We start from the raw sequence: 20615 nt of genomic DNA, 5'->3' as shown, positions 1-20615 counted from the left end.
ACAAATAGCTCATGGCACAATTCAAATTTGTTCAGGTTGATGAATTTCAACCTAATGTAAGTGGATGGAATCAAATAGGCGCTGTTTCCTATCAAAAATTAGATAATCAAAACATTCTATTAACGAACGACCTCGGGTATCAAATTAAAATTTCGTTTTTATCTACCACGGCTTTACGGGTGCGTTTTAATCCTGTAGTGAATCCTGATTACAGCAAAGACAATTCTTATGCTGTGGTGGATAGAAATTTAGGAACTGTAACTCCTATCATTAAAAAACTATCAGATAATGGAGGTACATTACAGATTTCAACTGGAGATATAGATGTTTTTGTAGGTCTCAACCCTTACGGAATATCGGTTCAAAAAGATGGCAAAGTAATTACAGAAGACACCTATGCTAAAAATATTGTTTTTAGTAATGAAGCTGTTGCCAACCTAAAAAAATCTCCAGATAACGAAAGTTATTTTGGATTTGGAGAAAAGGCAGGATCGCAAATTGACAAGAAAAAATTCACGATGACTTTTTTCAATTATGACAACTTTACTTATAATGATATCGCCGCCGATGGCAGTAAGGTAGTTCCAGAAAATAATGACGGTGGCCCTTTGAATCCAACAGGTCCATTATACAATTCTATGCCTTATACATTAGCTCTTGGAAAAGGAAATGATGGTATAGAATATGCCTATGGAATCTATTTTGACAATGTTTCGCAATCCTATTTCAATATGGGCTCTAATGATTATTCAGATATGGATGGGAAATATTATTTTGGAGCACTCTATGGAGAATTGGATTATTACATTATGGTTGGAAATCCTAATGATGCCAGTCAGAATATAGTTGCGAGTGTTTTAAAACAATATTCTCAGTTAACAGGTGCTTCTGCCATGCCCCCAATGTATGCCTTTGGCTATCAGCAAGGATGTTACGGATATTACGACCGAAGTATTTTAGAAAACATTGCTAATGAGTATCGCCAGCAAAAAATTCCTATAGACGGACTCCATATTGATGTAGATTTTCAAAATAACTACCGTACTTTCACCAGTAGTGATGTAAAGTTTCCAAATGTGAAACAAATGTTTGATCAGTTACATCAACAAGGTTTTAAATGTAGTACCAATATTACTGGAATCATCACTGCAAATCCGTATGATGAAAATGGAAATACAGATACGCCTTATCCAACTAGGGATAATCTTTTAAATCTCAATCCAAATCAAGCTACACAATCTACCTACAAACCCGGAGCATTAGAAGCCTTTATCTTTAATACGCGCTATGGAGGAGGGGAAGACCCGGCCATCTTTTTAGCTAATGAAAGTTACGGAGAGAATAATGGTTTTAACCCTTACCAGAAAAACTACCCTTCACCAGGATATCCTAATGGTCAAAATGCACTCGGCACCTATGGGTTTTATTCTGATATGGGTCAGGAAGCTGTTCAGGAATATTGGGGAGAACAATATGACTATCTGTTACGCCAAGGCTTAGATATGATCTGGCAGGATATGACATGCCCAGCAGTAGTACCTAATGTAGACAATGGAAATCAAGACAAAACCCTTCCTTTAGATTTAATGATGTATGATAAGGTAACCGAGGAATATCAACCTAATGCAAAGATTCATAATGCATTTTCACTTAATTTGGTACAAGCTACTTATGAAGGTTTGACTAAACTAAAAAGCAGTAATGCTTATAATGGACTTTACAATGAAAACAAACGAAATTTCATTATTTCTCGTGGAGGATTTGCTGGGGCTCATAGGTACGCCGGAATTTGGACAGGAGACTCTGCTTCAAGCTGGGATTTCTTAAAAATAAATATACCAGAAGTATTAAACATTGGGCTCACCGGAATGCCTATCTCCGGATGCGACATAGGAGGTTTTGCTAATGGATCAGGTAGTGTAGGACAAGGCGTTACAGAATATGAACTCTATACTCGTTGGATGACTATGGGAGCTTTTTTACCTTGGTATAGAAATCATTATGACGGATATACGAAAGCGTTCCAAGAGCCTTTTAGATATGGAGAACCAGTCCCTAGCAATTGTAGAAAATATATTAACATCCGGTATCAATTACTACAATTGTTTTACGATAGCATGTTTGAAAATACCCAAACCGGAATGCCAATTGCAAGGGCTCTATTCCTAAATGAGGTGGAAGATATCAATGTCTTTTCTTATGCAGATCAACAATTTTTTATTGGAAAAGACCTGTTAGTTGCACCGGTGACTGACCAGAATTGGGATAAAGAAGTCTATTTACCAGCAAACAGCCAATGGTATGTTTTTGATATTCAAGGAGGAGTACTTCCTCTTCCTACTTCAGGTGGTGAAGCGTATTCATGGTATGTTCCACTTGATTTGGTGCCTATCTATATTAGGGAAGGGGCTATTCTTCCAGTGCGAGAGTTAGAACAATACGTAGGAGAATTGTCAGAAAACTATCTTAATTTTTATTTTTATCCAGGAAAAGATAGCAGTTATCAACTGTACTTGGATGATAAAACAACCATGGATGCTTTAGACCTGAAAAATCCAGCTTATCGAACCACCACTATTACATCTCAAAACAATACAAACGGTAAAGAGGTTATTTTTAATAGAACGTATGACAACTTTAAACCCACAGAAAAGTACTTTTATACCTCTTTTCTTGGCATCACTAATGCAAATGCAGGGATCACCGTAAATGGTAAAAAGCTAACTGCTGTTACGCAACAAAAGATGGAAAGTTCTAAAACCAATGCATACTGCTATGATGCTACCAACCAAAAAGTAGTAGTGAAAATAATCGATAATAAATCTAAAATTAGCGTTACTATTGATTATTAAAGTGATACCATAATTTTGATAGAGCATCATTCAATTTTGAATGGAACTCTTATTGTTGAAGGAAATAATGTCATATAAAAACCTATTGTCTCTAATTGACAATAGGTTTTCTTTACAATTCAATATATTAGAAAGTAACTAAAGCCTGTATAGTTTTTGTATGGGTATATAATTTATGTAATAATCCAATATATCTGATATTTTTTAGTAATATCGTATTTAATTATAGAAATTCTACTTAATAAATTCGATATCGTTAAAAAAAGCTTCTTTTTATCGTTTGTTTTATCATGTTTTGTACTCGTGCGTGTACACGGGCAACTAGGTTTTTGTAATGGAAATTCAGGAGATGCTATTTTTACAGAAACCTTTGGAACTGGCATTGGGTTCAATTCTTTACCATCAGGCACAACTACTTATGCCTATACGAACGCCTTTCCTGATGATGGCTTTTATACAGTCTCCAATGGTACTTTCGGAAATGCTTTTGATTGGCATCAACTTGAAGACCATACACCGGGTGACGTGAACGGAAAATGTCTTATTGTAAATGCTGGATTTACCCCGGGAGAATTTTATAGAACAACTATTTCTGGACTCTGCGAAGCTACAACCTATGAATTTTCTGCATGGCTGCTAAATTTAGTGAAAGTACCTGGTTTTTGCGTCAATCAAGGGATTGCTATCCCCGTTAATGTAAGTTTTGAAATCTGGGATATTACAGATATTGTTTTATTGGCGAGTGGTAATACAGGTGATATTTTGGAAAATGCAATTCCAGAATGGGAAAAGTATGGGCTCGTTTTTCAAACTTTAGCAGGACAAAATCAAGTGATTTTAAAAATGATTAATAATGGTAGTGGTGGTTGCGGTAACGATTTGGCCATTGATGATATTGAGTTTAAATCTTGCGGAGATGAGGTGATAATTACTGATTCTTCAAACATAACTACTACAGCATTGTGCAGCACGCAAACTCCATTTGCAACCACCCTAACGGCAACCCCTGATTTTTCTGTATACAGTAGCCATTTTTATCAATGGCAAGAAAGTACAGATGGTATTAACTGGACAGATCTAGTTGGTGAAATAAATGAAAATTTATTCGTTTCTACTACTATTTCTAGATTTTATAGAGTAAAAGTTGCTGAATTTGCTATCAATATAGGCAATCCTCAATGTATTTCGTTTTCAGATAACTATCAGGTTATAATCAACCAATTGCCACCCGCACCATCCTTGGCTTGCTGGGAGACAGCAACTATTAATAATGCAACATGTTCTTGGGACATTTCTGGAACGCAACCTGAGGTTCCGTTGACAGCGTGTTGGGAAACCGCTACTTTTAATAACAGCGTCTGTGCATGGGAAGTGACAGGTACGCAACCACCGCTTCCTATCGTTGAATGTTGGGAAACCGCTAGCTTTAACAACAGCAGTTGTAGTTGGGAGGTAACGGGCACTAAACCAGAAACTATTTTTGAAGAGACACGTATTTTATGTGGTAATGAACTCGTATTGCAAGCAGATACCAATTTTCAAACACCTACCTATCTTTGGAGTACAGGTGCCATAACGGAAAGTATTCAGGTTGATACCTTGGGCGAGTATTCTGTAGAGATTTTTGATGGAAATTGTTCTTTTGAAAAGATAATTTACACGGTGACTATCTCAGAAGCACCTATTATTGAATCCGTAGTTTCAGATGGAATTGATATGATAGTTTTTACTGCGAATTCCGGTGATTTTTTATATTCTTTGGATGGAATTAGCTTTCAATCTAACAATGTGTTTTATGCTATAGAAGCAGGTTGGTATACCATTTACGTAAAAGAGCAGGAGTGTGATTTTGAAGTGAGCACACGACACCTACATTTCTATATTCCTAAGTATTTTACACCCAATAATGATGGGATTAACGACACCTTTAATTTAAAAGATATTGAATTCTATGGCTCTTCACAAGTCTTTATTTTTGATCGCTATGGGAAACTTTTAAAATCAGCAAATAATGTTCCTTTTAAATGGGATGGTACGTTTAATAATAAAAAGCTTCCATCAACTGATTATTGGTACCGTATTCTAATTGAAGGGCAGGTTTATACGGGGCATATTACTCTCAAACGTTGAAACTACTGCTCTGGCACTTATTTTAATTAGATTCGAAATGATTTTTACAGATCATACATTCTTTAGAAGCTACGTCTAATTATAGCAAATTCAATATATTTTTTAGTTAATGAATTCTATTGGGGGAAATGAGTCTGTATTGATACTTCTGTAAAAAGAAAGTAGTTTTGATGAGAAAAAGAGAAACAAGACAGACACCGTTTAGAGATCAAAGTAGAGTAACACTGGCCGCGAGCCCTATGGAGACTTTACAAGCGCTTAGCTTGCCTCCAGACCAAGGAACAGCCCAAAATAGAACAACACCTATATATAGACCAGACCGGTTTTTCCAATCGCTTAGCAAATCTCCAGAAAAAAGAAAAATTCAAGCTGCTGATTCAAATCAAGAAAGAGAAATTTTGGCACCAATACCTCAGAAATCATTACAGGGAACAGGTTTCCTTTCTCAACAAACAACGAGGCAGAATAGGGTAAGACTTGGAGGAGCTTTTCAAGATTATAAATCCATGAGAGCACCGAGTTTAAATAGAAAAATGGAGAATTTTAACCAAATTACAAAAGCGTCTTTGCAAGCACTTAGTATACCCTTAAATCAAAGCCTAGATTTAAATTCACCTGAAAGTTCTAGAAAAATAAGACTCGCCCCAAGAGCTGGGCAGTATTTCTCAGGATTGAACTCATCTCAGCAACAAAGCATAAATCACGTTGGAATACAACCTAATGATTCTCTTATAGTCCCTGGATTATTTTCTGAACAAAGTACAAATCAAGCAGGAACAAGAATTATTCCTATTTCTGAAAGATCCTTACAGGCATTTAGCTTACCTCTGGAGCTAAGTACCAACATAGGCAGTAGTACAAATCAGCGTGCAATAGAAAATCAGAGAAACATACGTCAGCGCACAAAAACAACTGATAAAGAGCAAAATCGTAATCTAAAATGGCCTAAATTATGAAAGATTAAACTTTCTTAATTTAAAGAAATATCTATTATAGCTTAAAAAATTCTTATAATACGAGTTGTTTGTTAAATTATTTTTGTAATTTTCATACTAATATGGTAAGATTTTTTATAATAACATTTTCTATTTAGCCTCAAAATCCGTATTGGGTATTTTTAACGTTTTAGTCAATCAAAATTTTAATTTAATGAGAAGTTTTTCAAATCTGTGTTTGCTTAGTTTATTGATGTTTGTAATTTTTTCTTGTTCAAAGGAAACAACTATCACAGATCCTCCGGAGGAGGAAATACTCCCTGAAAATAGACTTCCCAGGGTATCTATAAATACAAATGGAGGAGTAATTGTTGATGAACCAAAGATCAATGCTCAAATGACTATTACCGTAAATGATGAAATAGATTATGAAGGAGCTATAGGGATAGAAATAAGAGGAGCTACGTCGCAGTTTTATCCTAAAAAACAATTTGGATTAGAAACCAGAGATGCAGCCAACGAAGATATAGACGTTTCTTTACTTGGTTTCCCCGAAGAAGAAGATTGGATATTACATGCCCCTTATAGTGATAAGTCGTTAATAAGAAATGTTCTTATTTATGATTTATCCAGAGCAATAGGGCGCTATACAAGTAGAACAAAATTTGTAGATGTCTATATTAATGAATCCTACAACGGAGTTTATGTGTTAATGGAAAAACTGAAAAGAGACAATAATCGCATTGACATTAACAAGCTAAAAGAAGATGAGAATAGTGGAGAAGACCTTACAGGGGGATATATTCTTAAGCTTGATAAAGCGGATGGTTCTGCTCCATTCTCATATACACCTGCAAATTCTTTCATATCTAATTATGAACCTCTTAACGCGAATTCTGGACAACAAATACGATTTTCGTATGATACCCCAGACGAGGAAGATATTACAACAGAACAGCGAGTATATATAAGTAACTATATGTCTTCCTTTGAAAATGCATTATCTAGCAGTGACTTTAAAGATCCAGACACAGGATATGCCGCATATATTGACACCCAAAGTTTTATTGATTTCTTTTTATTAAATGAGTTGTCAAATAATGTAGACGGTTATAGACTAAGTACGTGGTTGGTTAAAGATAAAAACGAGAAGCTTAAAATGGGCCCTATATGGGATTTTAATATAGCTTTTGGGAATGCAAATTATTGTGGTGGTGGTCTAACTAATGTTTGGACTTATAAATTTAATGAACGTTGCCCTAATGATTTTTGGTTACTTCCTTTTTGGTGGGATCGTTTATTGCAAGACCCCGCTTTTGTTACGCAACTAAAAGCTCGTTGGGCAGACTTGCGAGGTGGCGAATTTTCTGAGGCTGCTATTTTACAAAGGATAGATACCTATGTAGAAACGCTTACATTGTCTGGAGGGATCAAAGAAAATTTTAAAAAATGGGTTGTTCTAGGAACATATATAATTCCTAATAACTTTGTTGGTAACACCTATGAAGAAGAAGAAGAGTACCTTAAAAATTGGATAAAAGACAGGCTTAGTTGGTTAGATACTGAGATTGCAGGTTTATAAATTAAAATACTTTTGATAATCCTATAATATTCGCTGGTTACTCAATGTTTTGTTCTAATATAGAATTGTAAAACTAAATCTCAGATTTGTATTAAACCATAAATCAATATTTTGATAGACTTTTTGAGTCTATTGATACCTAAAATTTTCAAATTTATCTTCGTTTTGAACTGGTTGAACAATCACTACTAATTTTTTTAGTCGTTAGTCTATTAATGAAAGTTAATAATTAACGTCAATTCAACGTAAATAAGAATTAAAAACTCAGTTTGAAATTGTCTTTTCTTTTGGTTCCCTTATTATTGTAATTCAAAGACCCTATTTAAGATTAAAATATAAACTGAAATTAGATTGAACTCACGTCAATTAAGTCTCCAGGCATACATATAAATTTGATTATCAGTTATTTAACTTATTTTAGGAAAAACTAATATTAATTTAACCTACCTTTGTAGTATTAATTATTTAGATAGCTCTTCATTTTTTTAATTTCTTACCATCTTAAATAATCTTTTGCTTTCTTCTTTTTTTAATAGATAGAGTTCAGTCATATTAGTCTGATTTGTCAAAAAAGCTTCGAAGCAAAAGTTAGCAGTTTAAAAATAAAGGACTACTTCTTTTTACTTTAAATGACGTACTGTATTTGAAGTTGAATAAATAATATAAAAAAATAACGGTATAGATACTCCAAAATTTTCAAGAGACATAAATCCTAACTTTTCAAAAACGTTGAGAAATAGGGTAAACAAATATTTCAAAACCCATAACAAGAGTCGGAACGCCAATGCAACTATGGTCGTAAAAACGGTGGTTATGCTATCATTATTCTTTTTACCACTAGTGATACTTTCATCTGGGATAGTCACTAATGTATGGATGCTTTTTTTACTCTATATATTAAGTGGATTGGGAATGGCTGGAATAGGTATGGGGGTTATGCATGATGCAATTCATGGCTCGTATTCAAAAAATAAGAAGATCAATATTCTTTTAGGTTATACATTTAATCTTATAGGAGCCAATGCAACAGTTTGGAGAATACAGCATAATGTTTTACACCACACCTATACTAATATTGACAATGCTGATGATGATTTAAATGCGCCTTTTTTTCTGAGATTCTCGCCACATGCTAAACATTATTGGATACATCAGTTTCAGCACCTTTATATCTGGTTTTTTTATGGAATTTCTACAATTTCATGGATTACCACAAAAGATTTTGTACGCTTAAAACGCTACAAAAACATGGGGTTTTTAGGCAAAAAAAATGAATACAACAAAACACTCATAAGCATGATTATGTGGAAGCTATTTTATTATTCCTATGCACTTATACTTCCTATGGTTATGTTATCATTTTCTTGGTGGCTTGTATTGTTGGCATTTATATGCATGCACTTTGTTACGGGTCTTTTAGTAAGCATCGTTTTTCAGATAGCACATATTATGCCTGTTAATGACTTTCCGTTACCTGATGGAGATGGTTTGATAAATGATAACTGGTATGGGCATCAATTGGCTACCACCAGTAATTTTTCTCCAAAAAGCAATCTTTTATTTTGGCTTATAGGAGGCTTAAATTATCAGATTGAGCATCATGTATTACCAGATGTATGTCATGTGCATTATAAAAAATTAACAAAGATTGTGTCGGAAACTGCGCAAGAATTCGGAATGCCCTATCACGTGAAAACATCCCTTGTTCATGCTATTTGGGATCACACCAAAATGCTTCGTATTTTGGGCAAAAAGTAAATTTCGTACTATTATTTATTAATTAAGCATAAACAACTCATGATAAAACAATTTATAAATAAGTTATTTAAACCTAATAAAGTAACTCAAATGAAAGAGGGAACCGTAAAATTCTTCAATAATACCAAAGGATTCGGTTTTATAAAACTTAAAGATACGGAAGAAGAGATCTTTGTACATTCAACAAATCTCATCGATAAGATTAAAGAAAAAGACCAAGTAGCGTTTGAGATAGAAAAAGGTGATAAAGGATTAAGTGCTGTAAGAGTGCGTTTGGTGTAATAATAGATACTTAGAATAAGATGGAATCTATCTTATTTGAAGGTTTTTTTTAGTATATATTCCCACAATTCTGTTAAATTTCACATTGTGTTATTACACAAAAGAACCATTATTAATCATTTCTAGTAACGATTTCAAAGCGCTATCATTTACACAATTGAACTGATAGAATCAAAAAAGGTGAACATTGAGTCTAGTTTTTTATGAAATATTACTTTTTAGATCATAAAAATGAATAATAAATAGAATAATTCATTGTAATGTGATTTATTGGCATCATCTTTGCACAGTATTAAACATTAATAAATTAAATTACATTAAAATGAGTAAAGGAACAGTAAAATTTTTCAACGATGTTAAAGGTTTTGGATTTATCACGGAAGAAGGAGTTGAAAAAGATCACTTTGTACACGTTTCGGGATTAATAGACGAAATTAGAGAAGGTGATGAGGTTATATTTGACCTACAAGAAGGAAATAAAGGATTGAATGCAGTAAACGTAAAAGTGAGCTAAAAATACATACCTGATATTTTTAAAGAAAGTCCATCTTAATTGATGGGCTTTTTTATTGCTTAATAAACCCATCAGATCTATTAAAAATAGGTAGTTTTGCGCATAAAGCTAAGCTCTGATTCTAAAAGGAATTCATAATTATAAGAAATTATTTGGCGTAGAAAAGGAATTGATCTTAAACTACGTAAAAAGAGTTATAGAGACTTAATAAAAAAATAGAATCCAGATAAATTTCAAGAAGAAGATGCATTGCGGTAAGAGGAAGAAATGCAAAGCCGTAAAATTATAGATGGTTATCACTTTTTGGTTCGTGTAGCTTCGGAGACAATGGAAAAAAATTACCAGCATACAGCGACCATGTTAAATGCATCAATTGTAGATCACCAGCATAAAGGCTTATTACTAGAGATTAGCTTTACAAATGGAACAATCTATGAGTTTTTTGGGGGCACTAAACGGGTTTATCTCAAAATAATAAATGCAGGAAGCATGAATCGTTTAGCAAAACGTACTATTTACCAAAAATATAGCTTCCGAAAATCTAAACGAATATTTCAAGAAGTGAACTAAAAAATACGGATTTCATAAGAAAAAAATAATATTGAATTGTTAAAAATATGGCGCATACATTTCAAGGTTTAGGTATAGATGCTTTTTTAATTAAGGCATTAGAAACCTTAAACATTAAGCAACCTACAAGCATCCAAGAAAAGGTAATTCCTGTTATCTTAAATCAAAAAGAAGATTTAGTAGCATTAGCAAAAACAGGTACAGGTAAAACTGCGGCATTTGGGTTGCCATTACTACAACTTATTGATGTAGATAACACCACTATTCAGGCAGTTATTTTAGCACCTACAAGAGAACTAGGACAACAGATTTATAAGAGTCTAAATGATTTTGCAGTACACATACCAAAAATCTCCATAGCTTCTGTTTGCGGGGGTATTCCTATAAAACCTCAAATAGAACGTTTAAAAAAGGACACTCACATAATTGTAGCTACACCTGGGCGTTTGATTGATTTAATACAACGAGAAGCAATTACTATTAAAAACACTTCATATTTGGTGTTGGATGAAGCAGATGAAATGGTCACTGCTTTAAAAGATGGACTAGATACGATTACTAAAGAGATTCCCAAAACTAGTAGAACCTTACTCTTCACGGCTACCTTACCAGGGGTTATAAAACAATTAGTTCAAAACTATCTGTCAAAAAATGTGTTACATATAGAAGCAGATATGGCCACAGTTGGGCATCAAGGTATAGATCACCAATATCTAGTGGTACAGCCCATTGAAAAATTAGAGATTTTAATGCACTTCTTAAACACAAAAGAAGGAAAACAGGGTATTATATTTTGTAAAACAAAAGCGGCTGTTAATAAACTTGCCAAAAACCTAGCAATAAATAAATTTTCCTCTGGAGCATTACACGGTAGTTTATCGCAAGGAATTAGAGATCGGGTTATGGGCCAATTTCGTGATGGACATATTAAAATTTTAGTAGCTACAGATCTAGCAGCGCGTGGCATAGATGTTAAAGAAATAACTTATGTGGTAAACTATCATTTGCCAGACACTTATGAAACCTATGTGCATAGAAGTGGGCGTACGGCTAGAGCAGGAGCTAAGGGGCTTTCTTTAAGCATCATTCAAGAAGAGGAAGTAAACGAGATTCCAGATTTAGAAAAGGAATTAGGCATTACTTTTTTTGAAATGACCAAAGCTGATGCCCTTGCTATTGAAGAAAACAATGCAGTGCTTTGGGCTCGAAAAATTTTTAAAACAAAACCGGATCGGGAAGTTTCTGAAAACCTAAAAACTAAAGTTAAAACTATATTTCATCACTTAACCAAAGAGGAGCTAGTAGATAAAATATTAGCAAATTACTTAGCTCAAGCTCGTACGGGTAATCTTAAACCTGAAGATTCTAAAAAGAAATAATCAGCATGGCAGATAGTATTAAAAACCAACAGGATATTTTAACAAAGTTAAATATTCACGCCTTAAATTCCATGCAAAAGGAAGCTGTTTCTGTTATTAAAAGCAGCACCAATACGATACTGCTTTCACCAACCGGAACAGGCAAAACATTGGCATTTTCATTACCATTAATTGAATCCTTAGATTCTGAATCTAAAGAGGTTCAAGCATTAATTCTGGTACCATCACGTGAATTAGCCATTCAAATTGAGCAAGTAATTCGCTCCATGGGATCTGGTTATAAAGTGAATGCCGTATATGGCGGCAGGCCCATGTCTAAAGACAAAATTGAAATGAAACATATTCCTGCTATTTTAATAGGAACACCAGGCAGAATATTAGATCACTTTGATAGTAATCGGTTTTCTAAAACAGGTATTAAAATGCTTGTACTAGATGAGTTTGATAAGTCTTTAGAGGTTGGCTTTGAAGATGAAATGAAAGGCATTATTAGTCAGTTACCAACCATAAATAAACGAATTCTTACCTCAGCGACTCAAGGCGTAACTATTCCTAGTTTTGTAAGGTTAGATAAGCCAACTATCATTAATTATTTAAAAGAAAAAACACCTTCAAAACTTACGGTTAAAACCGTTCTCTCTAAAGACAAGAACAAATTAAAGACTTTATTGCAATTGGTACTGCATATTGGTGCTGAACGTGGAATTATTTTCTGTAATCTAAGAGATAGTATTGATCAGGTTAGTACTTTTTTAGAACGCAATAAAATTAGTCACGCTTGCTTTTCTGGTGGGATGGAGCAAAAAGAAAGAGAACGGGCTTTAATTAAATTTAGAAACGGTACCTCTCAAGTATTACTTGCTACAGATTTGGCTGCCAGAGGTATTGATATTCCAGAAATAAATTATATTGTTCATTATGAGCTACCAAGACATGAAGAAGAATTTATTCATAGAAATGGAAGAACAGCTAGAGTGGAAGCCCACGGTACTGCCTACGTTTTGAAATGGGAAAAAGAGCTGCTACCAGAATTCATTAAAAATATTAAAGAAGTCAATATCACTCAGAAAGCAACCTATAAAGAACCCTATTGGGAAACTTTATTTATATCTGGAGGTAGAAAGGATAAAATTTCCAAAGGTGATATTGCAGGGCTATTTTTTAAACAAGGTGCAATTCAAAAAGTCCAACTTGGTATTATTGAGCTAAAGCAAGATTGCGCCTTTGTTGCAGTTCCATTAACTATTGCTGATGAATTGGTAGAAAAATTGAATAATACCCGGTTAAAAAAGAAAAAAATTCGGGTGAAAGTTCTATAACTTAAAGATATTTTATGGTAATCTGAGATTCAGTTAACTCATTTATATTCTTTCCTTATAGCTTGATTACCGTTTCTAAAACTTCCCAAACGGTATTTGCTACAATTTTATGACCTTCAATAGTAGGGTGTATACCATCCCCTTGATTTAATTCAGCAATACCACCAACATCTTTTAATATAAATGGAATAAACGCTAAATCATTCTTTTTAGCAAGGTCGGAGAAAATTGATCTGAATTCAGAAGTATACTCCTGTCCCATATTAGGAGGTAATTCCATACCCGCTAAAATAATAGTAGTATGAGGGTTTTTATCGCGTACCGCATCAATAATAGCCTGTAAGTTGGATCTGGTTTCAGCTAAAGGAACTCCTCGTAATCCATCATTAGCACCTAGTTCTAAAAGAAAAATATCAAAATCTTGATTTAGTACCCATTTTATTCTACTTCTACCACCCGCGGTAGTTTCGCCGCTTAATCCTGAATTCACAACCACATAATCTAAGCCTAAGGAATCTAGTTTAGATTGCAGTACACCAGGGAATGCGTCATTACTATCATCCAGACCATAGCCGGCTGTAATACTGTCTCCAAAACAAAGAATCGTTTTTTTTGTACTTGCTTCAGTAATCGTAGAAGTATTAGTTGTTGGGGTATCCAGTGCTGTTTTTTCTTTAGAGTTAGTTCCATTGCCACAGGAAAGTAAAACAAAAGGAATGGTAAAATAACAAAACTTTAAGAAGTTCCATTGAATAGAATGCACTGTATTTAAAAACGTTTGTATATTTTTAAGCTTATGCATGAGTTGAAAATAATTTTAAGTTTATATGCCAAAGATATTAAAGATTAGCGGGCTAGAAAAAACATATACTAGCGGTTCAAAACAATTAACGGTCTTACAAAATGTTTCTTTTGAAGTTGAAAAAGGACAAACTTTTTCCATAATAGGACCTTCCGGAAGTGGAAAAACAACTTTACTGGGCTTATGCGCTGGTTTAGATAAGCCCGATGCTGGTACAGTAGAATTATGTGGGTATGATTTAAATACGTTGAATGAAGATGAAAGAGCACAATTGCGTAATAAAGAAGTGGGTTTTATTTTTCAAAATTTTCAATTACTACCAACTCTTACCGCAATTGAAAATGTGAGTGTACCGTTAGAATTACAAGGTGCGAAAGATGCAGTTAAAAAAGCCAAAGCATTGCTAGACAAAGTAGGATTAATAGATCGTTTGCATCATTATCCTTCTCAATTATCAGGAGGAGAACAACAACGTGTAGCCTTGGCGAGAGCATTCTCAAATACGCCTTCTATTTTATTTGCTGATGAGCCTACCGGAAATTTAGATGAAGAAACTGGAGAAAAAGTAATTCAATTACTCTTTGAGCTTAATAAAGAGGCAGGAACTACTTTAGTGATTATTTCTCACGATTTAGATTTAGCTAGAAGAACCCAGCAAATATTACGATTAAAAGGCGGGCAAATAATTACGAATCAACCCACAGTACTATTTTGAATAAAACAATTTTCACATCAAAAGGCAGCACAGCATGGCTTTTTAAAATGGCATGGCGTGATGCAAAGGCGAGCAGGATAAGATTACTTCTTTTTATGGCTTCTATTATTTTAGGAATTGCAGCCGTGGTATCTATTCAACTATTTAGTGAGAATTTAAAAGATAATATACAGCGACAATCTAAAGCTTTGATGGGTGCCGATTTTATTATTGACAGCAGGCAACTTCCTAATAAACGTGCGCAAGTGATTATTGATTCTTTAAAACCAGATGCTTCTGAGATAAACTTTGTCTCAATGATTGCCTTTCCAAAGAATGGAGGTACCAAATTGGCACGTGTTAGAGGTCTAAAAGGTGATTTTCCGTTTTATGGTACTATTGATACCCAGCCTATCTCTGCTGCTGCTAATTACCAAGAATCTGGAGGCGCATTGGTAGACGCCACTTTAATGTTACAGTTTGGTATTAAACCGGAAGATTCTATCAAAATAGGTGAGGTGACCTTACCTATTTCAGGGGCATTAAAAGCCATTCCTGGCAGTACCGCTATTTCTACGTCAGTAGCCCCCACAATTGTTATTCCCTATCGTTATATAAAGCAGACGAAGCTTTTGCAATTCGGTAGTCGTAAAGAGTATCAATTTTTCTACAAAGCACCAGGAATAGATTTAGATCAGTTAGAAGACCGGTTACAGCCTATGCTTGATGCAGAAAAAGCCGATTTAGATACCCATACAACCACTAGTAGACGTTTAGGGCAGCGGTATGCTAATGTGAGTAAGTTTTTAAATCTAGCAGCTTTTATTGCCTTATTACTGGGGTGTGTAGGTATTGCAAGTTCTGTGAATATTTATATCAAAGAAAAATTAAAAGCGGTAGCTGTATTAAAATGTATGGGAGCTACAAGAAAACAAAGTTTTTTAATTTTTCTTTTGCAAATTTCAGGAATTGGTATCGTAGGAGGTTTTATAGGGACTTTTATTGGTGTAGGTCTTCAAGAGCTTTTTCCCTACATTTTAAAGGAATTTTTACCGTTTAATATTGAAATCAGTATCACGTTAAAGCCTTTAGTTATGGGTGTTTTACTCGGTTTTATTATGTCTGTATTGTTTGCATTATTACCCCTAATGCGTACTTGGTATGTTTCTCCTTTAGAAGTACTCCGCATAGGAGGAACTTCTTTAGAAAAACCTAAAAAAGCAAGATTTTTTGTCTTTTCAATAATTATTTTATTCCTCTATTTATTTTCATTTTGGTTACTTAAAGATGCACTGTTTGCGCTTACATTTATAATTGGAATTTTAGTGACATTTGGTATTTTGGGAGGTATTGCATTAGTAGCAATGAAGGCTGTTAAAACCTATTTTCCAAAAAATGCAGGTTTCACCATTCGTCAAAGTCTATTAAACTTGTTCCGCCCAAATAATCAAACTGTGGTATTACTAGTTGCTATTGGTTTAGGTACTTTTCTAATAAGTACGTTGTATTTTACCAAAGACATTTTACTAGCCAAAACAGACCTTGAAGAAACTTCTGTAAACGCAAACCTTATTGCATTAGACGTCCAAAATGACCAACGTATGGATATTGAAAAAACCTTTGAAGCAAATAACTTAACTATTATTGACAATATTCCTTTAGTTACTATGCGTATTCACAGTATTAAAGGAGAATTAGCAAATACAATACGAAAGGATAGTACAAAGCAAGTTAAAGAATGGATTTTAAATCATGAATTTAGAACTACTTATAGAGATACCCTTATTGAATCTGAAGAGCTTATAGAAGGGAAGTGGATTCCGGTTAAAAAGCCGGAAGAGACTATTCAAATATCCATTTCAGATAATTTGGCTAGGGATGCAGATCTAGCGGTTGGAGATACTGTTGTTTTCAATGTGCAAGGTGTACTAATGGAAACTACGGTAGGCAGTATAAGAAAAGTAGATTGGGCTCGCTTACAACTTAATTTTTTGATTGTGTTTCCAAAAGGAGTATTGGAAAATGCACCCCAGTTTAATGTATTAACCACCTATGCACCCAATGAAGAAAGTTCTGCAGTTTTACAACGTGATTTGGTGTCAAAATTTCCAAATGTATCTGTTATAGATCTTAGACAGGTATATACCATCGTAGAAGATATCTTAGACAAGATTTCATGGATTGTTAACTTTATGGCTTTCTTTAGTATGCTTACCGGTATTATTGTCTTAATAGGATCTGTTCGCAATAGTAAATATCAACGTATCAAAGAAAGTGTATTACTAAGAACATTGGGAGCTAAGAATACTCAAATACTAAAAATCTCTGCGTTAGAGTATTTGTTTTTAGGTAGTTTAGGCAGTTTACTGGGAATTCTTTTGGCACTCATAAGTAGTTTACTGTTGGCGATATTAGTTTTTAAAGAACCTTTTGTACCTTCAGTAATTCCGTTTCTGGTAATTTTACCCGGCATTTCACTCTTGGTACTAGCCATAGGCTTAAGCAATATTCAGAGTGTTCTAAGAAGTTCGCCATTAGAGGTGTTGAGAAGAGAAACTTAGTCAATACAATAACTTTGATATAATTGCAGATATACACTTGATTGGGTGTTGTGTTGTCTGCAATTATATCAAATACTGCTATAGCTTATAAATAAGCTTTTAAAACTTCGTTATGTGATTTGTTTTTTAAAATCCGGATCGCTTTTTCTCTAATTTGTCTTACCCGTTCTCTGGTGATATCAAAGAGTTCACCAATCTCACTTAAGGTTTTAGGACTTTTTTCTCCTATACCATAATACAGGCGTATAATTTCACTGTCTCTACTTGGAAGCACTTTCAACATTTGATGGATATCTGTTCTAAGTGAATCTTGCATCATTTTAGCATCAGGACTAATGGCTCCTGTAGATTTTATTACATTATATAAATTAGAAGATTCCCCTTCTTGAAAAGGGGCATCCATAGATAAATGCTTTCCTGTATTTTTTACTGCAAGTTTAACTTGAGCAGCACTCATATCAAGTTCTCTTGCAATTTCAACAGCACTTGGAGGTCGTTGATAGGTCTGTTCTAAAGAAGAATATACCTTTTTTATTTTACTAATTTCACTAATTTTATTCAAGGGTAATCTAACCATCCGCGAATGTTCAGACATCGCTTGTAATATTGATTGTCTTATCCACCATACGGCATAGGAGATAAATTTGAAACCACGGGTTTCATCAAAACGTTTGGCTGCTTTCACCAACCCAATATTTCCTTCGTTGATTAAATCAGAAAGCCGTATGCCGCTTCCTTGATATTGTTTTGCGGCCGAAACTACAAAACGTAAATTTGCATTTACTAACTTATTAAGGGCAATTTGATCTCCTTCACGTATTCTTCTTGCCAGTTCCACCTCCTCTTCTGCGGTAATTAAATCAATTTTTGATATTTCTTGAAAGTACTTTTCTAATGACTTGGTATCTCTGTTTGTAATTTGTTTAGTGATCTTAAGTTGCCTCATATATTTATTTTAATTAAACATTCTTTACTACAATCTAAACTTTTTTTACAGAATTCCTAGTAAAATGGAGGTTTCTTTGATTTTTTTTTAAAAACATTTTCATGGGATCACTAGAAATTCATAAAACCATCAGAAATAATAGAATTAATTCAACTTCACAGGAAATTCTTAGATAATGGTAATTTATGGGTTGATTATGACTCGAGATTACCAAAAATTTTAGATGTCGCACCTTGATATGAATCAGAATACAATGAGTTTCTTACTCTTGAACCCGTCTGGCGTGTTCCATAAAGTACTGCTCAAAACGTTTTAATGTGGGGTGCAGATTTTCTGAATAGATAACGTATTGACATTTTTTGATACTTTGCGTAATTGCAATTATAGCTGCATATTCTGATTTCTGAATTAAAAATTCCCCATCATCTATACTACATATTTTTAATTGAGAAGTACTTACGCCATTTAACAAAAATAGTTTATGCAAGCTTTTTGGAGTAGTAATAAGAATATCTATTCCTTCAAAAATCTCCGACTTTTGAATATCAATATGCAGCTCTGTGTATCCTACATATACCCTAAGTGAATTGTACTTTGTATAGGCTAAAAATGCATTGTATAATTCTAGTGCTTTTGTCTTATTTTCAACCATAACAATTGCTCTTGGTGCGTTTCCCTCAGGCTGGCAATTGAGTTTCTGAAGGGTGGTTAGTATTAAGGTAGTCGTTTTTCCACTATCTTTTGGCGCTGTACAAAATACATTCGCACCACTTTTAATTACAGGAATACTATTTTTTTGAAAAGGGGTAGGGGTTTCTATAGAAAAATGTTGTAATGTTTCAAGCAAATAGGGGTGCAATTTTTTGAATGACATAGCGTTTACTGCTGAAATTAAATTATAAAATATAGATACTCTTAAAAGGCAAATATACCGTAGTTTCTTTAGAATGGCCTATTTAAAAAATATAGCAGGATGAATGCCTCCTCCCTAATTAAATAAAATGCAAAAGCAGGTAAATATCGTCTAAAAGAATAGTAAAAGAGAACAGCGTTGCACAATACCATAAATATAAAAAAGAAGACTTAGCTATTAAATTAGCAGTGGTAGAAAATGGCAGACAGCGTTTAAATGAAATAAAAACATTATTAAAAGTCTTTATGGAATGCTTTTTAATCGTATACAAGCATTTTCTTCATTTTTCTTTGTTTTAAAAATTACAAGACGATTACTCAGGCACACGGTATAAAAGGAAAGAGAAAAAAATTTTAATGCTTTTGGGAGTCGATGACAAAATATTTTTAAATATTATTCGTTCTAGCTATTCCTAAATCTTAACCGTTTTATCTATGAATACTATTAAAAAAGTTTCCTTAGGCCTTGTTTTTTTCTTGAGTATGACATGTATAGTGAACGCACAGCGTCACTATCAAAAAGGAAATATTCAAATTACTAAAAGGAAGAGTATAGAAGCCTATATATCTATTGATTTTAACTTTCCGCAACGTTTTCAAAACGCGATCACTTACATAACTCCTAAAGATTTTGCAAAGTACCTTGAAAAAGGAAAAATAAAGAATAAAAAGAAGGTCAAACTAAAATTAAAAGAGTTTGAAGGTTTTACTCTGGAAAACGGAAAAAAGTTTCAGGTAGTGAAGTATGCAGATCTTACTAAAAAGAAACTGGGAATGTTACCTAAGCGTATTTGTTTAGAGCAAATCGCAGAGGGTAAAATAAATGCTTTTAAAATGTACAGCAGGACTACAGGAAAAATTTCCGCAGAACTGGCTAATATTTTTATGGATAGCCGTACCAAAGGGGAGCAAATGTTAATAGATTATATTCAAGATAATTTCCAGATACTAGTGCAGAAAAACACTAAAAATCCACGCAATATTATGCAAATAAATTTGCTAAATTATATAGGGGATAATGAACGTGTAAAAACCAATTACGATGCTAATCATTATGGTTTCAGAAATCAATTTACAGAGCGCCAGAAGTTTGGAGTTATTGTCAATAAAGAATATGAAGCGGCCTTTTTAAGAATGGTTAATGATTATAATAATGGCACCTTGGAAGAGCCAGCTGGCAAATAGACTTTAGAAAATATAACCATTTAAACCCTCCTTCTCGGGAGGATTTTTTTAAGGAACATGCCGTGGGATAATAGCTTTGTCTACCCTTGCTGATTTGAATACGATAACGACGTGAAAATCTCAAAACATCAAAAATTTGCCGGATGCGCTGCAATAATAACATCTATATCGTGTTAATTTAAGAACCTATTATA

At 33.7% G+C, this 20615-nt stretch carries 16 protein-coding genes; 13 read left to right on the top strand and 3 right to left on the bottom strand.

From position 1 onward, the window contains the following. Positions 1 to 11 precede the first annotated feature (11 nt). The 10 genes from WBG07_RS00890 (at position 12) to WBG07_RS00845 (ending at position 13321) form a co-directional block, all read left to right on the top strand. Positions 12 to 2852 carry a glycoside hydrolase family 31 protein gene (locus WBG07_RS00890; protein ID WP_340198591.1) on the top strand — a complete coding sequence of 947 codons (2841 nt, stop codon included), beginning with the start codon at positions 12 to 14 and terminating at the stop codon, positions 2850 to 2852. A 303-nt stretch (positions 2853 to 3155) separates the two neighbouring features. Beyond that, positions 3156 to 4982 (top strand): T9SS type B sorting domain-containing protein, encoded by a 1827-nt coding sequence (locus tag WBG07_RS00885; protein WP_340198590.1) that lies wholly within the window; start codon positions 3156 to 3158, stop codon positions 4980 to 4982. 170 nt (positions 4983 to 5152) lie between these two features. Then, complete coding sequence (locus WBG07_RS00880) at positions 5153 to 5938, top strand: hypothetical protein (RefSeq protein ID WP_340198589.1); 786 nt, start codon at positions 5153 to 5155, stop codon at positions 5936 to 5938. A 193-nt stretch (positions 5939 to 6131) separates the two neighbouring features. After that, entirely contained in the window at positions 6132 to 7499 is a 1368-nt protein-coding gene (locus tag WBG07_RS00875; RefSeq protein WP_340198588.1) for a CotH kinase family protein, read from the top strand. Positions 7500 to 8312: 813 nt separating this feature from the next. Then, the gene (locus WBG07_RS00870) at positions 8313 to 9257 is read left to right on the top strand and encodes a fatty acid desaturase family protein (protein WP_340198587.1); all 945 of its coding nucleotides are present in this window, start codon (positions 8313 to 8315) and stop codon (positions 9255 to 9257) included. 39 nt (positions 9258 to 9296) lie between these two features. Next, positions 9297 to 9539, top strand: coding sequence for a cold-shock protein (locus WBG07_RS00865; RefSeq protein WP_340198586.1), 243 nt, complete (start codon positions 9297 to 9299; stop codon positions 9537 to 9539). Positions 9540 to 9861: 322 nt separating this feature from the next. Continuing rightward, complete coding sequence (locus WBG07_RS00860) at positions 9862 to 10053, top strand: cold-shock protein (protein ID WP_340198585.1); 192 nt, start codon at positions 9862 to 9864, stop codon at positions 10051 to 10053. Between the two features lie 267 nt (positions 10054 to 10320). Beyond that, entirely contained in the window at positions 10321 to 10623 is a 303-nt protein-coding gene (locus tag WBG07_RS00855; protein WP_340198584.1) for a KTSC domain-containing protein, read from the top strand. 47 nt (positions 10624 to 10670) lie between these two features. After that, entirely contained in the window at positions 10671 to 12002 is a 1332-nt protein-coding gene (locus tag WBG07_RS00850; RefSeq protein WP_340198583.1) for a DEAD/DEAH box helicase, read from the top strand. Positions 12003 to 12007: 5 nt separating this feature from the next. Next, complete coding sequence (locus WBG07_RS00845) at positions 12008 to 13321, top strand: DEAD/DEAH box helicase (RefSeq protein ID WP_340198582.1); 1314 nt, start codon at positions 12008 to 12010, stop codon at positions 13319 to 13321. Positions 13322 to 13376: 55 nt separating this feature from the next. On the opposite strand, the gene WBG07_RS00840 is transcribed toward WBG07_RS00845, so the two are convergent. Further along, positions 13377 to 14123, bottom strand: a complete 747-nt coding sequence (locus WBG07_RS00840; protein ID WP_340198581.1) for an arylesterase — start codon at positions 14121 to 14123, stop codon at positions 13377 to 13379. Positions 14124 to 14148: 25 nt separating this feature from the next. Here WBG07_RS00840 and WBG07_RS00835 point away from each other — a divergent pair, with 25 nt between their 5' ends. Both WBG07_RS00835 and WBG07_RS00830 read left to right on the top strand, forming a co-directional pair. Further along, positions 14149 to 14838, top strand: coding sequence for an ABC transporter ATP-binding protein (locus tag WBG07_RS00835; protein ID WP_340198580.1), 690 nt, complete (start codon positions 14149 to 14151; stop codon positions 14836 to 14838). Between the two features lie 47 nt (positions 14839 to 14885). Next, entirely contained in the window at positions 14886 to 17378 is a 2493-nt protein-coding gene (locus WBG07_RS00830) for an ABC transporter permease (RefSeq protein WP_340199314.1), read from the top strand. Between the two features lie 85 nt (positions 17379 to 17463). On the opposite strand, the gene WBG07_RS00825 is transcribed toward WBG07_RS00830, so the two are convergent. Beyond that, entirely contained in the window at positions 17464 to 18324 is an 861-nt protein-coding gene (locus WBG07_RS00825; RefSeq protein WP_340198579.1) for a sigma-70 family RNA polymerase sigma factor, read from the bottom strand. Positions 18325 to 18586: 262 nt separating this feature from the next. Beyond that, positions 18587 to 19198 carry a DEAD/DEAH box helicase gene (locus tag WBG07_RS00820; RefSeq protein ID WP_340198578.1) on the bottom strand — a complete coding sequence of 204 codons (612 nt, stop codon included), beginning with the start codon at positions 19196 to 19198 and terminating at the stop codon, positions 18587 to 18589. A 473-nt stretch (positions 19199 to 19671) separates the two neighbouring features. On the opposite strand from WBG07_RS00820, the gene WBG07_RS00815 reads away from it, so the two are divergent. Continuing rightward, positions 19672 to 20421, top strand: coding sequence for a hypothetical protein (locus WBG07_RS00815; RefSeq protein WP_340198577.1), 750 nt, complete (start codon positions 19672 to 19674; stop codon positions 20419 to 20421). Positions 20422 to 20615: the final 194 nt, after the last annotated feature.

The sequence above is a fragment of the Ascidiimonas meishanensis genome (assembly GCF_037782385.1).
Taxonomy (GTDB): domain Bacteria; phylum Bacteroidota; class Bacteroidia; order Flavobacteriales; family Flavobacteriaceae; genus Ascidiimonas; species Ascidiimonas meishanensis.
Note: the sequence above shows the minus strand (reverse complement) of the source record. Positions and strands in the feature narration are given on the sequence as shown.